This is a genomic window from Micromonospora sp. ATA51, from assembly GCF_016802855.1.
In the GTDB taxonomy this organism is placed as follows: domain Bacteria; phylum Actinomycetota; class Actinomycetes; order Mycobacteriales; family Micromonosporaceae; genus Micromonospora; species Micromonospora sicca.
On the sequence record NZ_JAEVHJ010000133.1, the window covers coordinates 1 to 16,654 of the forward strand.

Consider the following 16,654-nt stretch of genomic DNA (forward strand, 5'->3'; position numbering starts at 1 on the left):
CCGGCGGAGCAGGTCCCGGCGGGGCGCTGAGGCGCTGTCAGAGGGCGTGCCCGGTGGTGGCGTCCACGTGGTCGGGGACCGTCTCGTGCCGGTCCCCGACGCTGGACGTGCCGGACGGCTCGAACATCAGGATCGACGCGCCCCCGGCGCTGGACGGCCGGTGCTCGACGCCGCGCGGCACCACGAACACCGCGCCGCGCGGCAGCACCACCTCCCGCTCCCCCGCCCCGGCGCGCAGCGCGATGCGCAGCTCCCCGTCGAGCACCAGGAAGAACTCGTCGGTGTGCTCATGGACGTGCCAGACGTGCTCACCGGCCACCTTGGCGATCCGGACGTCGTAGTCGTTGACTCTCGTGACGATGCGCGGGCTCCACAGCTGGTCGAAACCCGCCAGGGCGGCGGCCAGCTCGATCGGCTCATCTCTCATGCCGTCATCGTCGCCCACCGGCGCCGTTCACAGGGGACGGTGCATGATGTGCAGGCCCACCCGGCCCAGGGTGGGATGCGCGAAGGCCTCCGGCACCGTGCCGATCACCGTGAACCCGAGCTGCCGGTACAGCCGCACTGCCGCCTCGTTGACCTCCACCACCGCGTTGAACTGCATCGCCGCGTACCCCTGCCGGCCGGCCCAGTCCAGCGCGTACTCGCACAGGGCCCGGCCGACGCCGCGGCCGCGGGCGGCGGCGGACACCATGAAACTGGCGGTGGCGACGTGCGCACCGGGGCCGGGCTTGTTCGGCCCCATCTTGGCGGTGCCGAGGATCTTGCCGTCCTCCTCCGCCACCACCGTGTGGCCGGGCGCCGCCTCCACCCAGACGTCGTGGCAGATTTCGGGCGTCCAGGTCGGGTCGTACGGGAAGGTGTCCCCGGCGGTGACGACGTCCTCGACGATCGGCCAGACCTGCTCCCAGTCGGCCTCGGTGAAATCCCGGATGCGCATGCCAGGCACGCTAGTCGGACGCCCCGCTCGACGGCGACCAGTAATCCGCCCGCGCGTGCCCGAACCGTGCCCGAACCGTGACCGCCGGCCGCGCCCACGGGTCGACGTGGACAGCGACGAGAACGGTCTGCCGGTCTTCGTCTGCCGGGGACTGCGGCGCCCGTGGACGCAGCTCTGGGACACCGAGGTCCGCCACGCCTCGTGAGGTGACCGTCTCACGGTGTCCGCGAGGGCTTCGGTCAGGTGGCGACGTAGGCCGCGAGGTGCTCGCCGGTGAGGGTGGAGCGGGCGGTGACGAGGTCGGCGGGTGTGCCCTCGAAGACGATCCGGCCGCCGTCGTGGCCGGCGCCGGGGCCGAGGTCGATGATCCAGTCGGCGTGCGCCATGACCGCCTGGTGGTGCTCGATGACGATGACCGACTTGCCTGAGTCGACGAGCCGGTCGAGCAGGCCGAGCAGTTGCTCGACGTCGGCGAGGTGGAGGCCGGTGGTCGGCTCGTCGAGGACGTAGACGCCGCCCTTCTCGGCCATCCGGGTGGCCAGCTTGAGCCGCTGCCGCTCACCGCCGGACAGCGTGGTCAGCGGCTGCCCCAGCAAGAGGTAGCCGAGCCCGACGTCGACGAGCCGCCGCAGGATCGCGTGGGCCGCCGGGGTCCGCGCCTCGCCGGCGTCGAAGAATCCCTCGGCCTCGGTCACCGACATCGCGAGCACCTCACTGATGTCGCGGCCGCCGAGGTGGTATTCCAGCACCGATGCCTGGAACCGCTTCCCCTCGCACTCCTCGCAGGTGGTGGCGACGCCGGCCATCATCGCCAGGTCGGTGTAGATGACGCCGGCGCCGTTGCAGGTGGGGCAGGCCCCCTCGGAGTTGGCGCTGAACAACGCCGGCTTCACACCGTTGGCCTTCGCGAACGCCTTGCGGATCGGGTCGAGCAGACCGGTGTACGTCGCCGGGTTGCTCCGTCGCGAGCCGCGGATCGCGCCCTGGTCGACCGACACCACACCGTCCCGCCCGGCCACCGAGCCGTGGATCAGCGAGCTCTTGCCCGACCCGGCCACGCCGGTGACGACGACCAGCACGCCGAGCGGGATGTCGACGTCCACGTCCTGAAGGTTGTGGGTGCTGGCGCCGCGCACCTCCAGCACCCCCGACGATGTCCGCACCGACGGTTTCACGGCGGCCCGGTCGTCCAGGTGCCGCCCGGTGAGCGTGCCGCTGAGCCGCAGCCCCTCGACGGTTCCCTCGAACACCACCTCGCCACCGGCGGCGCCGGCGCGGGGGCCGAGGTCCACGACGTGGTCGGCGATCGCGATCGCCTCCGGCTTGTGCTCGACGACCAGCACGGTGTTGCCCTTGTCGCGCAGTTGCAGCAGCAGCTCGTTCATCCGCTGGATGTCGTGCGGGTGCAGCCCGATGGTCGGCTCGTCGAAGACGTAGGTCACGTCGGTGAGCGACGACCCGAGGTGTCGGATCATCTTGGTGCGTTGCGCCTCACCGCCCGAGAGCGTCCCCGACGGGCGGTCGAGGCTGAGGTAGCCGAGCCCGATCTCGACGAACGAGTCGAGGGTGTGATGCAACGCCGCCAGCAGCGGCGCGACGGACGGTTCGTCCAGACCCCGCACCCACCCGGCGAGGTCGCTGATCTGCATCGCGCAGGCGTCGGCGATGTTGATCCCCTTGATCTTCGACGACCGGGCCGCCGCACTGAGTCGGGTGCCGCCGCAGTCGGGGCAGGTGGAGAAGACGACCGCCCGGTCCACGAACGCGCGGATGTGCGGCTGCATCGCCTCGCGGTCCTTGGACAGAAACGACTTCTGGATCTTCGGGATCAGACCCTCGTACGTCAGGTTGATGCCCTCGACCTTGACCTTGGTCGGCTCCTTGTAGAGGAGGTCGTGGAGCTCCTTCTTCGTGAACTTGCGGATCGGCTTGTCCGGATCGAAGAAGCCGCAGCCGCTGAAGATGCGGCCGTACCAGCCGTCCATGCTGTACCCGGGGATGGTCAGCGCACCCTCGTTGAGCGACTTGCAGTCGTCGTACAGCGCGGACAGGTCGAAGTCACTCACCCTGCCCATGCCCTCGCACCGCGGGCACATGCCACCCGTGATGCTGAAGCTCCGCCGCTCCTTCGTCGTTCTGCCCCCGCGGTCGACGGTGACCGCACCGGCGCCACTGATCGAGGCGACGTTGAAGGAGAACGCCTGGGGCGAGCCGATGTGCGGTTTCCCGAGTCGGCTGAAGAGGATGCGCAGCAACGCGTTGGCGTCGGTGGCGGTGCCGACCGTGGAACGGGCGTTGGCGCCCATCCGCTCCTGGTCGACGATGATCGCGGTGGTCAGCCCGTCGAGCACGTCGACCTCGGGCCGCGCCAGCGTCGGCATGAACCCCTGCACGAAGGCGCTGTACGTCTCGTTGATCAGCCGCTGCGACTCCGCGGCGATGGTCCCGAAGACCAGCGAGCTCTTTCCGGAGCCGGAGACGCCGGTGAACACCGTCAGCCGGCGCTTCGGGATCTCGATGCTGACGTCCTTGAGGTTGTTCACGCGCGCGCCGTGCACGCGGATCAGATCGTGGCTGTCGGCAACGTGCAGAGCGGGTGACTGCGTGTCCGTCCTCGTGGCCGTGCTCATCGTGTCTCCATCTGTTACGCGGGACCGCCGTCGCGGTGTCCGTCGACGTCGCCCGGCCCGATCTGACCAGCTTCGAGCGGTATCTCTGGTTCTGGGTGGTCGGCGCGGTCGCGGCAACGGTCGTTGCTCATCTGATCGACGGTGTCGGCCGGGGTGGCCCGACACCCGTCCGGCTGACACCGGCCGGGGTCGCGCTCGGCGCAGGAACCAAGTATCCACGCCGCTTCGGCCCGCGCAGCCCCTGTGGCCTCGGCCACGCGGCGCGCCGGCCGGGGCGGCAGACCGACCAGCGGCCGTCACGCATCAGCTCGCAGGTCATGGCTGCGATGACCGGACGGCTCAGCGCAGCTCCTGGATGCGGATCAGGTTGCCCGCAGGGTCGCGGAAGGCGCAGTCGCGGATGCCGTACGGCTGCTCGGTCGGCTCCTGGACGACCTCGGCGTCGCCGGCCTGCAGCTTGTCGAAGGTGCCGTCGAGGTCGCGGGTGGCCAGCAGGATCCAGCCGTAGGTGCCCTTGGCCATCATCTCGGCGATGGTGCGGCGCTCGTCGTCGGTGACGCCGGGGTCGGCGGCCGGCGGCGCCAGGAGGATGGACGTGTCGGGCTGGTCGGCGGGTCCGACCGTGATCCAGCGCATCTTGCCCTGTCCGACGTCGTTGCGGACCTCGAAGCCGAGGGTGTCGCGGTAGAAGGCCAGGGAGGCGTCCGGGTCGGTGTGCGGGAGGAAGCTGGTGTGAATGGTGATGTCCATGGCAGTCACGCTAGGTGCGGCTCGGCGGCCGGCGCTTCTCGATTCCTGATCGGTCTGGTCACCTGCTTCGCCACGCACGGCGGCATCCCCGCCGTCGCACGCGCCGCCTGGTCCCGATAGACGCTGGGCGGCACACCGACCAACTCGGTGAAACGAGTGCTGAAGGTGCCCAGCGACGCGCAGCCGACCGCAAAACAGACCTCGGTGACGCTGAGGTCACCACGACGCAGCAGCGCCATCGCGCGCTCGATGCGTCTCGTCATGAGATAGCCGTACGGCGACTCGCCGTAGGCGCGCCGGAACTCGCGGCTGAGGTGCCCGGCCGACATGTGCGCGCCGCGGGCGAGCGCCTCGACGTCCAGCGGCTGCGCGTACTCCCGGTCGATCCGGTCCCGGACGCGGCGCAGCCGGGCGAGGTCGCTCAGTCGCTGCGCCGCAGCAGGTCTGCTGGTCACCTGCCAGATCGTGCCACATAGGCGCCCCGAGTGTGCCGGCGACGAGGCCGGCCATCGTCAGAGGAGTCACACTTGTCGCCATGCTCTGGGGTGTCAGCGGTCCACTCTTCCTCCTCGACTATGTGGCGGCGGTCGCCGGGGCGCTGGCCGTCGCCCTGTCGATCAGAACGCTCACCGGCTGGCGTACCCGGGGGGAGCCGCTGACCACCGTCGAGCTGGCGTACCTCACCGACCGGGCCGGGCTGGCCTGCCAGGTCGGCGTGGCGGCGCTGCGCCGGGCCGGCGCGGTACGCCGGGGTGAGCTGTCGACGCTGTCGGTCGACGGTCCACCCCCGGCCGGCTCGGCCCCGCTGGTCCGGGCCCTGCACGCCGCGCTGCGCAGGCCACAGACCTGGGCGGCCGTGCTCGCCGACCCCGCCGTGGGGCGGGCCCTGCGGCGGCTGGTCGGCCGGCTGGTGCGCGACGGCTGGCTGCTGACCCCGGCGCAGCGGCGGCGGATCGCGCTCGGCACCCTGCCGGTGTTCGCGGTGGCCGCGGTCGGGGTGACCCGGCTGCTCGACAGCGCGGTCGAGGGGCGTACGGCCGGCGGCCCCGCGTCGGTGGCCGGCCTGCTGCTCTGCTGCCTGGCCACGGCGTTGGCCGGCTGGTGGCTGTGTGAGGTGCCCGAGACCGGGTCGGCCGCCCGGCGCCTGCTGCGCCGGCACCGCCGCGCCCACGCCGACCTGAACCCGGAGCGCCGGCCGGCGTGGAGCGAGCGCGGCACGGACGAGCTGCTCACCGGGATGGCGCTGTTCGGACCCCGTCCGCTGCTCGCGGTCGACCCCCGGTTCGCCGAACTGGTCGGCGTCGACGCCGAACGCACCCGGCCGGCCACCCGGGTGCCCGCCCGGCGCGTGATCCGGCCGCCGACGGTCGCGGCAGGCGGGTCCCGGGCGGCGCCGACGGCAGCCTAGAGTCGGCCCGTGCCGCTGCTCGTCGGACCCGCCGTGCCGCCCGGGTGGATGGCCGCGTCGCCGCAACCCCGGATCGCCGCCGAGGGCCTGCTGCTGCGGCCCTGGCAACCGGCGGACCGCCCCACCCGTGGTGGCCGGTTACGCCGACCCGGCCATCCAGCGCTGGCACTGCCGATCGATGACCGACGGCGAGGCGGCGGACTGGATAGCCGCCTGGCCGGGCCGGTGGCGCGGCGAGACCGGCGCGGGTTGGGCGATCGTCGACGCCGACCGGGTGGTCGGGCAGCTCAGCCTGCGCCGGGTCGTCCTCGCCGAGGGCCTGGCGGAGGTGTCGTACTGGGTGCTGCCGGGCGCGCGCGGCCGGCGCGTCGCCCCGCGGGCGCTGGCCGCGCTCGCCGAATGGTGCTTCGGGACGCTGCGGCTGCACCGCTTGGAGCTGAGCCACTCGACGGCCAACCTCCCGTCGTGCCGGGTGGCGCAGCGCGCCGGCTTCGCCGCGGAAGGCACGAAACGCGGCGAGGGGTACCACGTCGACGGTTGGCACGACATGCACCTGCACGCCCGCCTCGCCAGCGACGAGGCGACCGGCGCGACCACGTCGACCGGGTGAGCGGCCGGCCGGCGGGCAGGTTACCGGTCGACGACGGTGCCGTCGGGGAGCCGCGGCGGGACGCCACGGTGCACACCACGACCGGATGCGGCAGAGTGGCAGCCGGCGTCCGCGCCGGGCGCCGGACGAGGAGGGCAGTGGCCGTGGAACGTACGACCGGGGTGGTGTTCCCCATGGCCGACGGCACGCGCAGCACGTCCGCGCTCGGCCGCGCCGTCGTCGCCGACGCCCTGCGCACCGTCGACCCGGTCGGCGCGCGGTCGGCCGAACACGAGACCAACTGGCGGCACGGCTACCTCGGACACTTCCGCCGCCTGGTCGAGGCGGGGCTGCTCTCCCGCGAGGCGGCGGTGACCGTCGCCCGCGACGGGCTCGCCTCCCTGCACGCCCGGATGCGGGTGGTCCCGGACGACGGCCCGGAGACCGCGCTGGACGAGGTCTTCACCGCCCCCGCCGCGCCGGCGTTGCACACGGCCACCGTCACCGGCACCGGCGCGGCCGAGCGGGAACTCTCCCTGCCCTACCGGGGGCAGCGGCTGCGCGGCGACGACCTGCGCCGCCGGCTCGACGCCTGGGTCACCGCCGGCGTCGTCGAACCGTCCTGCGCCGAGGCGGTACGCGCCGTCCTGGCCAACCCCGAGTGGCTCGACCTGCGTGACCAACGCGTGGTGGTGCTCGGGGCGGGCGCGGAGATGGGCCCGCTGCCGTCGGTGCTGCGCTGGGGTGGTGACGTCGTCGCGGTGGACCTGCCGCGTCCGGAGATCTGGCGGCGGCTGCTGCGCACCGCCCACCGGTACGCCGGACGCCTGCACCTGCCGGTTCGACCCGGCACCGCCGACGACGACCAGGCGCTCGCCGCCGGCGCCGGCGCGGACCTGCTGCACCGCCTCCCGCAGGCCGCCGAGTGGCTGCTCGGCCTCGACGGCCGGCTCGTGCTCGGCAACTACGTCTACGCCGACGGGGCGACCAACGTGCGGGTCGCCATGGCCGTCGACGCGCTCACCCGGCACCTGCAGCAGCAGCGCGCCGACGTGGCGCTGGCGTTCCTCGCCACCCCCACCGACGTGTTCGCCGTCCCCGCCGACGCGGTCCGTCACGCGGAACACGGCTACGCCGCCCGCGGCGTCGCCCGCCGGTCCCTGCGGGTGCTCTCCGGCGGTCGGCTGCTGCACCGCAACTACCCGCCGGGCGCCGACCCCGGGATCAACGACAGCCTGGTGCCGCAGCAGGGCCCGAACTACGCCCTGGCGAAGCGGTTGCAGCGGTGGCGGGCGACGGTGGCGCGGGACGCCGGGACCATGGTGTCGTTCAAGGTGGCCCCGCCGACGCGGACCCGGTCGGTGCTGCGCAACCGGGCGCTCGCCGCCGCGTACGCCGGCGCGCACCGGTTCGGCATCGAGGTGTTCGAACCCGCCACCAGCAACACGCTGATGGCCGCGCTGCTGGTGCACGACCTGCGCACCGGCGGCGGCCCGGCGCACGCCCACCCGTGGCAGGACGAGGCGTACGCCGCGGCGCACGGTGGGCTGTGGCGGGTGCCGTACGCCCCGCGCAGCGCCCTCGGCCTCGCCGTCCTGCTCGGTCTCGGGGCCGCACGCGGCTGACCGGCCGGCTACCTGTTCAGCACGTTCACGGCGAGGTCCCGCACCACCGACTCGTCGACGTCCACGCCGAGTCCGGGGCCGGTCGGTACCCGGGCGACCCCGTCGCCGACCTCGACGGTCGCGCCCGTGGCGTACGACGAGGTCACGAACTGGCGTCCGTTGAGGTCCACGGGCGTGTCGATGCCGTACGCCGAGAACAGGTGCAGCGAGGCGGCGAGGCCGAGGTCGGAGTCGGTGAGCCCGGATCCCATCAGCCGTACCCCGCTGTCCTCGGCGAGCGCGCAGAGCCGGCGCGACAGGGTCAGGCCGCCGCTGCGCTGCACCTTCGCGATGGCGACGTCCACCGCGTCCAGCTTGACGAAGGTGGCCAGGTCGCTGGGATGGCGCAGGCTCTCGTCGAGCGCCACCGGCACCGGCGACGCGTCCCGCAGCCGCCGCAGCCCGGCGATGTCGTTGGCGGGCAACGGCTGCTCGAACGTGGTGACGTCCAGGTCGGCCAGGCGGCGGGCCACCCGCAGGGCGGCGTCGACGGTGTACCCCTGGTTGGCGTCCACCCACAGCGCGGCGTCCGGCGCGGCGGCCCGGACCGCGCGCACCACGGCCACGTCCTCGGCCTCGGTGTGCAGCCCGACCTTCACCTTGAAGGCCCGGTATCCGAGGGCGTGTCCCTCCGCCACGCAGTCGGCGACCTCACCGGCGGTCTGCCCGGAGACGATCCAGCCCAACGCGATGGTCTCCCGGCGGCGCTGGCCCCACAGCATCCCGACCGGCACGCCGAGCGCCCGGCCGAGCAGGTCGTGCAGCGCGACGTCGACGGCGCACTTGGCCAGGGGCGCCCCGATGGTGAAGCCGCGGTTGACGGCCCGGTCGAAGGCGGTGGTCACCCCGTCGAGGTCCCAGCAGGGGCGGCCGAGGACCGCCGGCGCCAGGTAACGGTCGATGGTGGTGACGATGGATTCCGCGGTCTCGTAGGTCCAGGCCGGGATGGGTGTCGCCTCACCCCAGCCGGTGACGCCGTCGGCGCTGACCTTCACCAGGACGCGGATGCTGGGGGTGCCGGCGACCGCGACCGACCCGCCGGACACGCCGAAGGAGCGCACGGTGGGCAGGGCGACGGCGTACGTCTCGACGGAGTCGATCGTCAGTCCGGCCAGCACGGTGGCGGGAAGGGTCACGGAGCCGCCTTTCGGTGCGGAGGTCGTCGTCAGGTGAGCTTGGCGGTGCTGGCTCGGATGACCACCTCGCCGCCCATCCGGTGGATCCGGCGGCGCCGCCCGGTGTTCTCGGTGAGCGCGAGTTCCATCGCCTTCTCGCCGAGCTGCTGCAGCGGTAGCGCCACCGTAGTCAGCGGCGGGGTGAGGTCGCGGACGGCGGGGATGTCGTCGAAACCGGCGACGGACACGTCGTTCGGCACGGACAGGCCGTGGTCGCGCAGGGCGGCGCAGGCGCCGATGGCCATCACGTCGGTCAGCGCGAACACGCAGGTGGCCTCCAGCCCGCGGGCCAGCAGCTCGCTCATCGCGCCGTAGCCGCCGTCGCGGGTGAAGGGGCCCTCGACGATGTCGGTGACGGCCAGGGTCACGCCGGCCTTCTTGAGCTCGTCGCGGAACCCGCCGAGCCGGTCGGCGACCGTGGTCAGCATCGGGGGGCCGGTGAGGACCGCGAACCGGCGGTGTCCCAGTTCGAGCAGCGCGCGGGCCATGGCGGCGGCCCCGGCCCGGTTCTCCGGCAGGACGCTGTCGACGCGCAGGCTGCGGTGCCTGCTGACCACCGCGACGCGGCCTCCGCCGTCGAGGTAGGGCTTCAGCTCGGCTTCGAGGGCCCGTTCCCACCGGGGGTCCTCGAAGCCGGAACCGATGAGCAGGATGGCGGGGGCCCGCTCGGCGCGCAGCATCGACACGTATGCGATCTCGCGTTCCGGGTCGCGGAACGTGCTGGCCAGCATCACCAGCAGGTCGTTGTCCCCGGCGACCCGCATGACCCCGCCGGCCACGGCGGCGAAGTAGGGGTCGCTGACGTCGTGGCAGATGACGCCGACGGTGCGGTGGGAGGCGCCGGCGAGGGCCCGGGCGTGCGCGTTCGGCGTGTACGCCAGCTGCTCGGCCGCCGCCAGCACCCGGTCGCGCAGGTGCGGGGTCACCCGGGTGCCGTTGAGTGCCCGGGAGGCCGTGGCGAGCGAGACGTCGGCGGCTCTGGCCACGTCCTCCAACGTCACGTGCGTCCGTGGCTGCATCGAGTCTCCCCTGCGGAAGTTCTTGACCGGATTATTTCGGCGTGGTTACCGTAGCAGCCTGAAAGCGCTTACTGAAAGCGCATTCAGGGCCGGGCGGATCCCCCTCCCCGGCTCGCCGACGGCACGCGCCTACCCAGCGGCTGTGAACCCGGGATCGCCGGCCAGCCAGGGAGAACGGAGGGTCATGGCCGCGCAGAGCACCATCGAGCAACGGGAGCGGCCGGCTTCCCCCAGCGGTCCCACGTCGACCGCGCGCCGCCCGGCCGGGGCGGGGACGACCGTGGCCCGGTTCGTCCGCAAGACCTGGCGCCCGGCCGCCGTCCTCGTGGCGATCTTCGTCGTCTGGTGGGCGGTGACCGCCGCGAACCTCGTCAAGCCGTACCTGGTTCCCTCGCCCGGCAGGACGCTGGACGTCGTCCTGGCCCAGTCGGGCTACTTCGCGCACCACACCTGGATCACCAGCTATGAGACGGTGCTGGGCTTCGCGATCGCGATCGCGGTCGGTGTGCTGTCCGCCGTCGTCATGGTGTACTCCCCCACGATCGAGAAGAGTCTCTACCCCCTTCTGCTGTTCGCGCAGGTCATCCCGAAGATCGCCATCGCGCCGCTGTTCATCGTCTGGCTGGGCTTCGGGCTCACGCCGAAGATCGTCGTCGCGGTCCTGATGGCCTTCTTCCCCATCGTCATCTCGACGGTCACCGGCCTGAAGTCGATCGACCCCGAGATGCTGCAACTGTCGGCCACGATGGGCGCGGGTCCCGCCCAGACCTTCCGGAAGATCCGGTTCCCCGCCGCGCTGCCGCACCTGTTCGCCGGCCTCAAGGTCGCCGCGACGATGGCCGTCACCGGCGCGGTGGTGGGCGAGTTCGTCGGCGCCAACGAGGGCCTCGGCTACGTCATCCTCCAGGCCAACGGCAACCTCGACACCCCCATGCTCTTCGCCGGGCTGCTCATCATGTCGCTGCTCGGCGTGGTCCTGTTCGTGGTCGTGGAACTGCTCGAGTACTTCGTCCTTCCCTGGCACGCAAGCCGCCGTACCGACGCCGTTACGACGTCGCTCTGAATAGGAGAAACCTCGCATGAAGTTGCGCACCCTCGCCGCCGCGCTCATGCCGGCGCTGTTGCTGGTCGCCGCCGGCTGCGGCTCGGACTCGGGCGAGCAGGCCAAGAACGCCCAGGGCCTCGACAAGGTCACCCTGACTCTCAACTGGTACCCCTACGGTGAACACGCGCCGTTCTACTTCGGCAAGAAGCAGGGCATTTTCGCCAAGCACGGCATCGACCTGACCATCCAGGCCGGCCAGGGCTCGCAGAAGACCGTCCAGGCCACCGCCGCCGGTCAGACCGACTTCGGCTGGGCCGACACGCCCGCACTGCTGTCCGCCGTGAGCCAGGGGATGAACGTCAAGAGCGTCGGGGTGTTCCTCCAGACGACCCCGTCGTCGGTGCAGTTCTTCAGCGACAAGAACATCAGCTCGCCCGCCGACCTCAAGGGCAAGACCATCGCATCCACCGCCGGCGACGCGCTGAGCAAGACCTTCCCGGCCTTCCTCAAGGCCAACGGCATGAGCCCGACCGACGTCACCCTGCAGAACACCGACCCCGCCGGGAAGATGGCCGCCGTCATGTCGGGCAAGACCGACGCGCTGCTCGGCTTCGCCACCGACCAGGGGCCGACGATGCAGGAAAAGGCCGGCAAGCCGGTCTCCTACCTCAAGTTCGCCGAGCACGGCCTGACCTTCTACAGCAACGGCCTGCTCGCCTCGGGCGACACGATCAACGGCAAGAAGGACCTGGTCAAGCGGATGGTCGCGGCCAGCAGCGAGGCCTGGTCCGCCGCCCAGGGCAACCCGAGCGGCGCGGTGGAGGCCATGCAGGGCGCCTCGCAGCAGCTTCCCTCGACGAAGGTCCTCACCGACCAGTTCAACGCCACGCTCCAGCTGCTGCACACCGACGCCACCAAGGGCCAGGCCCCGGGCGTCAACGACGAGTCCGACTGGAACAAGACCATCGGCGTCTTCGCCGACGCCGGTGTCATCACCAAGGCGGAGTCGCCGGCGACCTACTGGGACGCGAGCTTCGCGCCGAAGGGATGACCTCGATGACGGTCGGAAACACCGCCATGCAGCGGCCCACGGACGCCACGGCGACCGGCGCCGCGGTCGACATCGACCAGGTCGCCGTCCGCTTCCACACCAAGAAGAAGGACGTCACGGCGCTCACCGACGTCTCGCTGCGCATCGAACCGGGCGAGTTCGTCTCGATCGTCGGCGCCTCCGGCTGCGGCAAGTCGACCCTGCTGAAGCTGGTGTCCGGCCTGCTGCGGCCCTCGTCCGGCCAGGTGCGGCTGCACGGCGAGGAGGTCCGGGGGCCGCGGCGCGACATCGGGTACGTCTTCCAGCGGGCCGCCCTGCTGGAGTGGCGCACGGCGCGGCGCAACATCCTGATCCAGGCCGAGATGCGCCGGATGCCGAAGACCCAGGCACGACAGCGCGTCGAGGAACTGATCGCGATGACCGGCCTGACCGGCTTCGAGGACGCGTACCCGAACGAGCTGTCCGGCGGGATGCAGCAGCGGGTGGCCCTGTGCCGCGCGCTGCTGCACCGCCCCCCGGTGCTGCTCATGGACGAGCCGTTCGGCGCGCTCGACGCGCTCACTCGCGAGCAGATGAACGTCGAGCTGCGCCGGATCTGGCGGGAGACCGGCACGACCGTGCTGCTGGTCACCCACTCCATCGCGGAGGCCGTCTACCTGGCCGACCGGGTGATCGTCATGACCCCTCGCCCCGGCACCGTCGCCGAGGTCATCAACGTCGACCTGCCGGTCGAGCGGGACTACGGGCAGACCATGGCCGCGCCGGAGTTCGCCCGCGCCACGGGCCGCATCCGGGATCTGCTCGGAGCGACGACGACCGCCGAATAACCACCGGACCTGGAAGGACACACACGTGGAGCGCACGTCTATCGGGATCATCCTCAACGGCGTGACCGGACGGATGGGATACCGGCAGCACCTCGTCCGGTCCCTGCTCGCCATCCGCGAGCAGGGCGGCCTGCCCGCCCGCGACGGCAGCCGCATCTGGCCCGAGCTGACCCTGGTGGGCCGCAACGAGGCCCGGCTCGCCGAGATCGCCGCCCGGCACGGGCTGACCTCGTACACGACGGACCTGGACGCCGCGCTCGCCGACGAGTCCCACCAGATCTACTTCGACGCCCAGGTCACCGGGCAGCGGGAGAAGGCCATCCGGGCGGCCATCGAGGCCGGCAAGCACATCTACACCGAGAAGCCCCTCGCCGAAGGGCTGACCGGTTCGCTGGAACTCGCCCGGCTCGCCGCCGCGAAGGGCGTCAAGAACGGCGTCGTGCAGGACAAGCTGTTCCTCCCCGGGCTGCGCAAGCTCAAGCGGCTGGTGGACAGCGGGTTCTTCGGCCGGATCCTGTCGGTACGCGGCGAGTTCGGCTACTGGGTGTTCGAGGGTGACTGGCAGATCGCCCAGCGGCCGAGCTGGAACTACCGGACCGAGGACGGCGGCGGCATCGTCGTCGACATGTTCCCGCACTGGCACTACGTGCTGGAGCAGATCTTCGCCCCGGTGACCGCCGTGACCGCGCACATCGCCACCCACATCCCCGAGCGCGTCGACGAGAACGGCCAGACCTACCGGGCGACCGCCGACGACGCCGCGTACGGCATCTTCGAGCTGGCCGGTGGCATCACCGCGCAGATCAACTCCTCCTGGGCGGTGCGGGTGTACCGGGACGAGCTGGTCGAGTTCCAGGTCGACGGCACCCACGGCAGCGCGGTCGCCGGCCTGCGCGACTGCCGCATCCAGCACCGCGGCGCCACGCCGATGCCGGTGTGGAACCCGGACCTGCCGGCCACCGAGGACTTCCGGTCCCAGTGGCAGATCGTCCCCGACAACGAGGACTTCGACAACGGCTTCAAGGTGCAGTGGGAGGCGTTCCTGCGGCACGTCGTCGAGGACGAGCCGTTCCCGTGGGACTTCCTCGCCGGCGTCCGCGGCGTGCAGCTCGCCGAGGCCGGCCTCCGCTCGGCCCGGGAGGGACGGCGGGTCGAGATCGAGGAGATCGGCCTGTGACCGCCAGCATCTCCCTGCCCGGCGCGGACGGCGCCACCGAGCGGCTGACGCTGCGCGAGCCCGCCGGTTGGCAGCGGCCCGCGGCGCCGGCGAGCAGCCGGATCGCGTACGCGGCCGCGCACGTCGTCGCCGACCCGTACGCCGACAACGCCCCCGGCCGGCCCGCCCGGCTGGACTGGGACGCCACCCTCGGCGTACGGCGCAACCTCTGGTCGTGGGGGCTCGGCGTCGCCGAGGCGATGGACACCGCGCAGCGCGGGATGGGGCTCGACTGGGCGGCCACCCGGGAGCTGATCCGGCGCAGCGCCGCCGAGGCCGCCGCGTGCGGCGGGCGGATCGTCGCCGGGGCGGCCACCGACCAGCTGACCGGCGTGCCGCGCAGCCTGGACGAGGTGGTCGCCGCGTACACCGAGCAGGTCGCCTTCGTGCAGGAGTGCGGCGCGACCACGGTCGTCATGGCCAGCCGGCAGCTCGCCGCCCTGGCCACCGGCGCGGACGACTACCTGCGCGTCTACGATCAGGTGCTGTCGCAGACCACGGCGCCCGTGGTGCTGCACTGGCTCGGCGACATGTTCGACCCAGCGCTCGCCGGGTACTGGGGCTCGGCCGACCTCGACGCGGCGACCAAGACCTTCGTGTCGCTGGTGCAGACCCACGCCGACGTCGTCGACGGCGTCAAGGTGTCGCTGCTCGACGCCGACCGCGAGGTCCGGCTGCGCGAGCTGCTGCCGGCGGCCGTCCGCGTCTACACCGGCGACGACTACCACTATCCGGAGCTGATCGCGGGCGACGACCGGCGGTTCAGCCACGCGCTGCTCGGCGCGTTCGCGGCGGTCGCGCCGGCCGCGTCGGCGGCGCTGCAGCGCCTCGACGCCGGCGACCGGGCGGGCTTCCGGGAGATCCTGGACCCCACCGTGCCGCTGTCGCGGCACGTCTTCGCCCCGCCGACGCAGTACTACAAGACCGGCATCGCGTTCCTGTCCTGGCTCAACGGCTTCCAGCCCGGGTTCACCATGGTCGGCGGGCTGCACAGCGGCCGCAGCGTGCCGCACCTGGTGCAGGCGTTCCGCCTCGCCGACGCCGCCGGCCTGCTGCTCGACCCCGACCTGGCGGTCGAGCGGATGCGCCGGTACCTGTCGGTCGCCGGGGTGACCGCGTGACCGCCGCGCCGCCGGCGGTCGACCCCCGCCTGGCGCACCTCTCGCTCAACCAGCGCACCACGAAGTCGTGGTCGGTACGCGAGGCCGTCGAGGGCTGCGTCCGCGCCGGCATCCCGGCGATCGGGCTGTGGCGCGAACCGGTGGCCGAGATCGGCGTCGCCCGGGCCGCGAAGATCGTCGCCGACGCCGGGATGCGGGTGTCCTCGCTGTGCCGCGGCGGGTTCCTCACCGCCACCGGCGAGGCCGGCCGCGCGGCGTTGGACGACAACCGGCGCGCCGTCGACGAGGCGGCCGGCCTGGGCACGGACTGCCTCGTCATGGTGGTCGGCGGCCTGCCGGCCGGCTCCCGCGACCTGCGCGGCGCCCGTCAGCGGGTCGCCGACGCGCTGGCTGAGCTGGCCCCGTACGCCGGGGAGCGCGGCGTACGGCTGGCCCTGGAACCGCTGCACCCCATGTACTGCGCCGACCGGGCGTCCTGTCGACCCTGGGGCAGGCGCTCGACCTCGCCGAGCAGTTCCCGGTCGACCAGGTCGGGGTCGTCGTCGACACGTTCCACATCTGGTGGGACCCCGACGTGTGGCGGCAGATCGAGCGGGCGGGTGAGCGGATCGCCAGCTACCAGGTGTGCGACTTCCTCACCCCGCTCCCGGCCGACGTGCTGCTCGGCCGGGGCATGATGGGCGACGGGCACATCGACTTCCCGCCGTTCACCCGCGCGGTCGCCGAGGCCGGCTACTGCGGCGACACCGAGGTGGAGATCTTCAACGCCGAGGTGTGGGCCACCGACCCGGACCAGGTGCTGGCCACGATGAAGGACCGGTACCTCCAGCTCGTCCTCGCGGACTGATGCGCGTCCTCGTCGCGCCCGACTCGTTCAAGGGCAGCCTGGCCGCCGACGACGCCGCCCGCGCGCTGGCGCGGGGCTGGCTCGCCCGGCGGCCGGGCGACGAGGTACGCCTGCTCCCCCTCGCCGACGCGGCGAGGGAACCGTCGACGCGTTCGCCGCCGCCCGGCCCGACGGCGAACGCAGGACGGTGACCGTGCCCGGCCCGGACGGCCGGCCCGTCGCCGCCGGGTGGCTGCTGCTGCCCGACGGGACGGCCGTGCTCGAACTCGCCCAGTCCAGCGGGCTGCCGCTGCTGCGCACCCCGGATCCGCTGGGCGCGCCACACGTACGGGCTCGGCGCGGTCGCGGGCGCGCGGCCGTCTCGCCGCCGGT

At 72.7% G+C, this 16,654-nt stretch carries 16 protein-coding genes and 2 pseudogenes; 11 read left to right on the plus strand and 7 right to left on the minus strand.

Annotated elements, in window-relative coordinates; all coding sequences use genetic code 11:
- Nucleotides 1-37 precede the first annotated feature (37 nt).
- From JNW87_RS20500 to JNW87_RS20520, 5 genes are all read right to left on the minus strand, one after another.
- On the minus strand, nucleotides 38-427 hold the full coding sequence (locus JNW87_RS20500; protein WP_238454221.1) for a cupin domain-containing protein: 390 nt from the start codon (nucleotides 425-427) through the stop codon (nucleotides 38-40).
- Between the two features lie 27 nt (nucleotides 428-454).
- On the minus strand, nucleotides 455-940 hold the full coding sequence (locus JNW87_RS20505; RefSeq protein ID WP_109805669.1) for a GNAT family N-acetyltransferase: 486 nt from the start codon (nucleotides 938-940) through the stop codon (nucleotides 455-457).
- Nucleotides 941-1,179: 239 nt separating this feature from the next.
- A complete protein-coding gene (locus JNW87_RS20510; RefSeq protein WP_238454222.1) occupies nucleotides 1,180-3,570 on the minus strand; it encodes an excinuclease ABC subunit UvrA in 2,391 nt (796 codons plus the stop codon).
- A gap of 339 nt (nucleotides 3,571-3,909) precedes the next feature.
- The gene (locus tag JNW87_RS20515) at nucleotides 3,910-4,320 is read right to left on the minus strand and encodes a VOC family protein (RefSeq protein WP_238454223.1); all 411 of its coding nucleotides are present in this window, start codon (nucleotides 4,318-4,320) and stop codon (nucleotides 3,910-3,912) included.
- Nucleotides 4,321-4,325: 5 nt separating this feature from the next.
- A complete protein-coding gene (locus JNW87_RS20520; RefSeq protein WP_109805666.1) occupies nucleotides 4,326-4,775 on the minus strand; it encodes a helix-turn-helix transcriptional regulator in 450 nt (149 codons plus the stop codon).
- An 80-nt stretch (nucleotides 4,776-4,855) separates the two neighbouring features.
- Between JNW87_RS20520 and JNW87_RS20525 the strand changes: the two genes are divergently transcribed.
- The 3 genes and pseudogenes from JNW87_RS20525 to JNW87_RS20535 all read left to right on the plus strand — a co-directional run bounded on the left by JNW87_RS20525 (nucleotide 4,856) and on the right by JNW87_RS20535 (nucleotide 7,942).
- Nucleotides 4,856-5,728: a TIGR04222 domain-containing membrane protein gene (locus JNW87_RS20525; RefSeq protein ID WP_238454224.1), complete on the plus strand. Its 873-nt coding sequence runs from the start codon at nucleotides 4,856-4,858 to the stop codon at nucleotides 5,726-5,728.
- Nucleotides 5,729-5,737: 9 nt separating this feature from the next.
- Nucleotides 5,738-6,338: pseudogene (locus JNW87_RS20530) on the plus strand (GNAT family N-acetyltransferase).
- A 143-nt stretch (nucleotides 6,339-6,481) separates the two neighbouring features.
- A complete protein-coding gene (locus JNW87_RS20535) occupies nucleotides 6,482-7,942 on the plus strand; it encodes a hypothetical protein (RefSeq protein ID WP_238454225.1) in 1,461 nt (486 codons plus the stop codon).
- 8 nt (nucleotides 7,943-7,950) lie between these two features.
- On the opposite strand, the gene JNW87_RS20540 is transcribed toward JNW87_RS20535, so the two are convergent.
- On the minus strand, nucleotides 7,951-9,117 hold the full coding sequence (locus JNW87_RS20540) for a mandelate racemase/muconate lactonizing enzyme family protein (protein WP_201750014.1): 1,167 nt from the start codon (nucleotides 9,115-9,117) through the stop codon (nucleotides 7,951-7,953).
- Nucleotides 9,118-9,146: 29 nt separating this feature from the next.
- Complete coding sequence (locus JNW87_RS20545; protein WP_109805665.1) at nucleotides 9,147-10,175, minus strand: LacI family DNA-binding transcriptional regulator; 1,029 nt, start codon at nucleotides 10,173-10,175, stop codon at nucleotides 9,147-9,149.
- Nucleotides 10,176-10,359: 184 nt separating this feature from the next.
- Between JNW87_RS20545 and JNW87_RS20550 the strand changes: the two genes are divergently transcribed.
- From JNW87_RS20550 to JNW87_RS41600, 8 genes and pseudogenes are all read left to right on the plus strand, one after another.
- The gene (locus tag JNW87_RS20550) at nucleotides 10,360-11,238 is read left to right on the plus strand and encodes an ABC transporter permease (protein WP_109805664.1); all 879 of its coding nucleotides are present in this window, start codon (nucleotides 10,360-10,362) and stop codon (nucleotides 11,236-11,238) included.
- 16 nt (nucleotides 11,239-11,254) lie between these two features.
- Nucleotides 11,255-12,271: an ABC transporter substrate-binding protein gene (locus JNW87_RS20555; RefSeq protein WP_109805663.1), complete on the plus strand. Its 1,017-nt coding sequence runs from the start codon at nucleotides 11,255-11,257 to the stop codon at nucleotides 12,269-12,271.
- A 5-nt stretch (nucleotides 12,272-12,276) separates the two neighbouring features.
- On the plus strand, nucleotides 12,277-13,098 hold the full coding sequence (locus JNW87_RS20560) for an ABC transporter ATP-binding protein (RefSeq protein WP_236648587.1): 822 nt from the start codon (nucleotides 12,277-12,279) through the stop codon (nucleotides 13,096-13,098).
- Between the two features lie 25 nt (nucleotides 13,099-13,123).
- Nucleotides 13,124-14,275, plus strand: coding sequence for a Gfo/Idh/MocA family protein (locus tag JNW87_RS20565; protein WP_238454226.1), 1,152 nt, complete (start codon nucleotides 13,124-13,126; stop codon nucleotides 14,273-14,275).
- Nucleotides 14,272-15,435, plus strand: a complete 1,164-nt coding sequence (locus tag JNW87_RS20570; protein ID WP_109805660.1) for a dihydrodipicolinate synthase family protein — start codon at nucleotides 14,272-14,274, stop codon at nucleotides 15,433-15,435. The genes JNW87_RS20565 and JNW87_RS20570 overlap by 4 nt, the downstream gene beginning before the upstream one ends.
- Before the next feature lie 29 nt (nucleotides 15,436-15,464).
- Nucleotides 15,465-16,282 (plus strand): annotated as a pseudogene (locus tag JNW87_RS20575) (sugar phosphate isomerase/epimerase family protein).
- Nucleotides 16,282-16,473, plus strand: coding sequence for a glycerate kinase (locus JNW87_RS20580; RefSeq protein ID WP_238454227.1), 192 nt, complete (start codon nucleotides 16,282-16,284; stop codon nucleotides 16,471-16,473). The pseudogene JNW87_RS20575 and the gene JNW87_RS20580 overlap by 1 nt, the downstream one beginning before the upstream one ends.
- Nucleotides 16,470-16,654: glycerate kinase (locus tag JNW87_RS41600; RefSeq protein ID WP_375373526.1), on the plus strand; the 185-nt coding region annotated here is incomplete at its 3' end. The genes JNW87_RS20580 and JNW87_RS41600, both read left to right, overlap by 4 nt.

Bases quoted from the DNA above. Each gene is read 5' to 3' on its own strand.
- JNW87_RS20500 (WP_238454221.1), bottom strand. From the start codon at position 427: ATGAGAGATGAGCCGATCGAGCTGGCCGCCGCCCTGGCGGGTTTCGAC.
- JNW87_RS20505 (WP_109805669.1), bottom strand. From the start codon at position 940: ATGCGCATCCGGGATTTCACCGAGGCCGACTGGGAGCAGGTCTGGCCG.
- JNW87_RS20510 (WP_238454222.1), bottom strand. From the start codon at position 3,570: ATGAGCACGGCCACGAGGACGGACACGCAGTCACCCGCTCTGCACGTT.
- JNW87_RS20515 (WP_238454223.1), bottom strand. From the start codon at position 4,320: ATGGACATCACCATTCACACCAGCTTCCTCCCGCACACCGACCCGGAC.
- JNW87_RS20525 (WP_238454224.1), top strand. From the start codon at position 4,856: ATGCTCTGGGGTGTCAGCGGTCCACTCTTCCTCCTCGACTATGTGGCG.
- JNW87_RS20545 (WP_109805665.1), bottom strand. From the start codon at position 10,175: ATGCAGCCACGGACGCACGTGACGTTGGAGGACGTGGCCAGAGCCGCC.
- JNW87_RS20550 (WP_109805664.1), top strand. From the start codon at position 10,360: ATGGCCGCGCAGAGCACCATCGAGCAACGGGAGCGGCCGGCTTCCCCC.
- JNW87_RS20555 (WP_109805663.1), top strand. From the start codon at position 11,255: ATGAAGTTGCGCACCCTCGCCGCCGCGCTCATGCCGGCGCTGTTGCTG.
- JNW87_RS20560 (WP_236648587.1), top strand. From the start codon at position 12,277: ATGACGGTCGGAAACACCGCCATGCAGCGGCCCACGGACGCCACGGCG.
- JNW87_RS20580 (WP_238454227.1), top strand. From the start codon at position 16,282: ATGCGCGTCCTCGTCGCGCCCGACTCGTTCAAGGGCAGCCTGGCCGCC.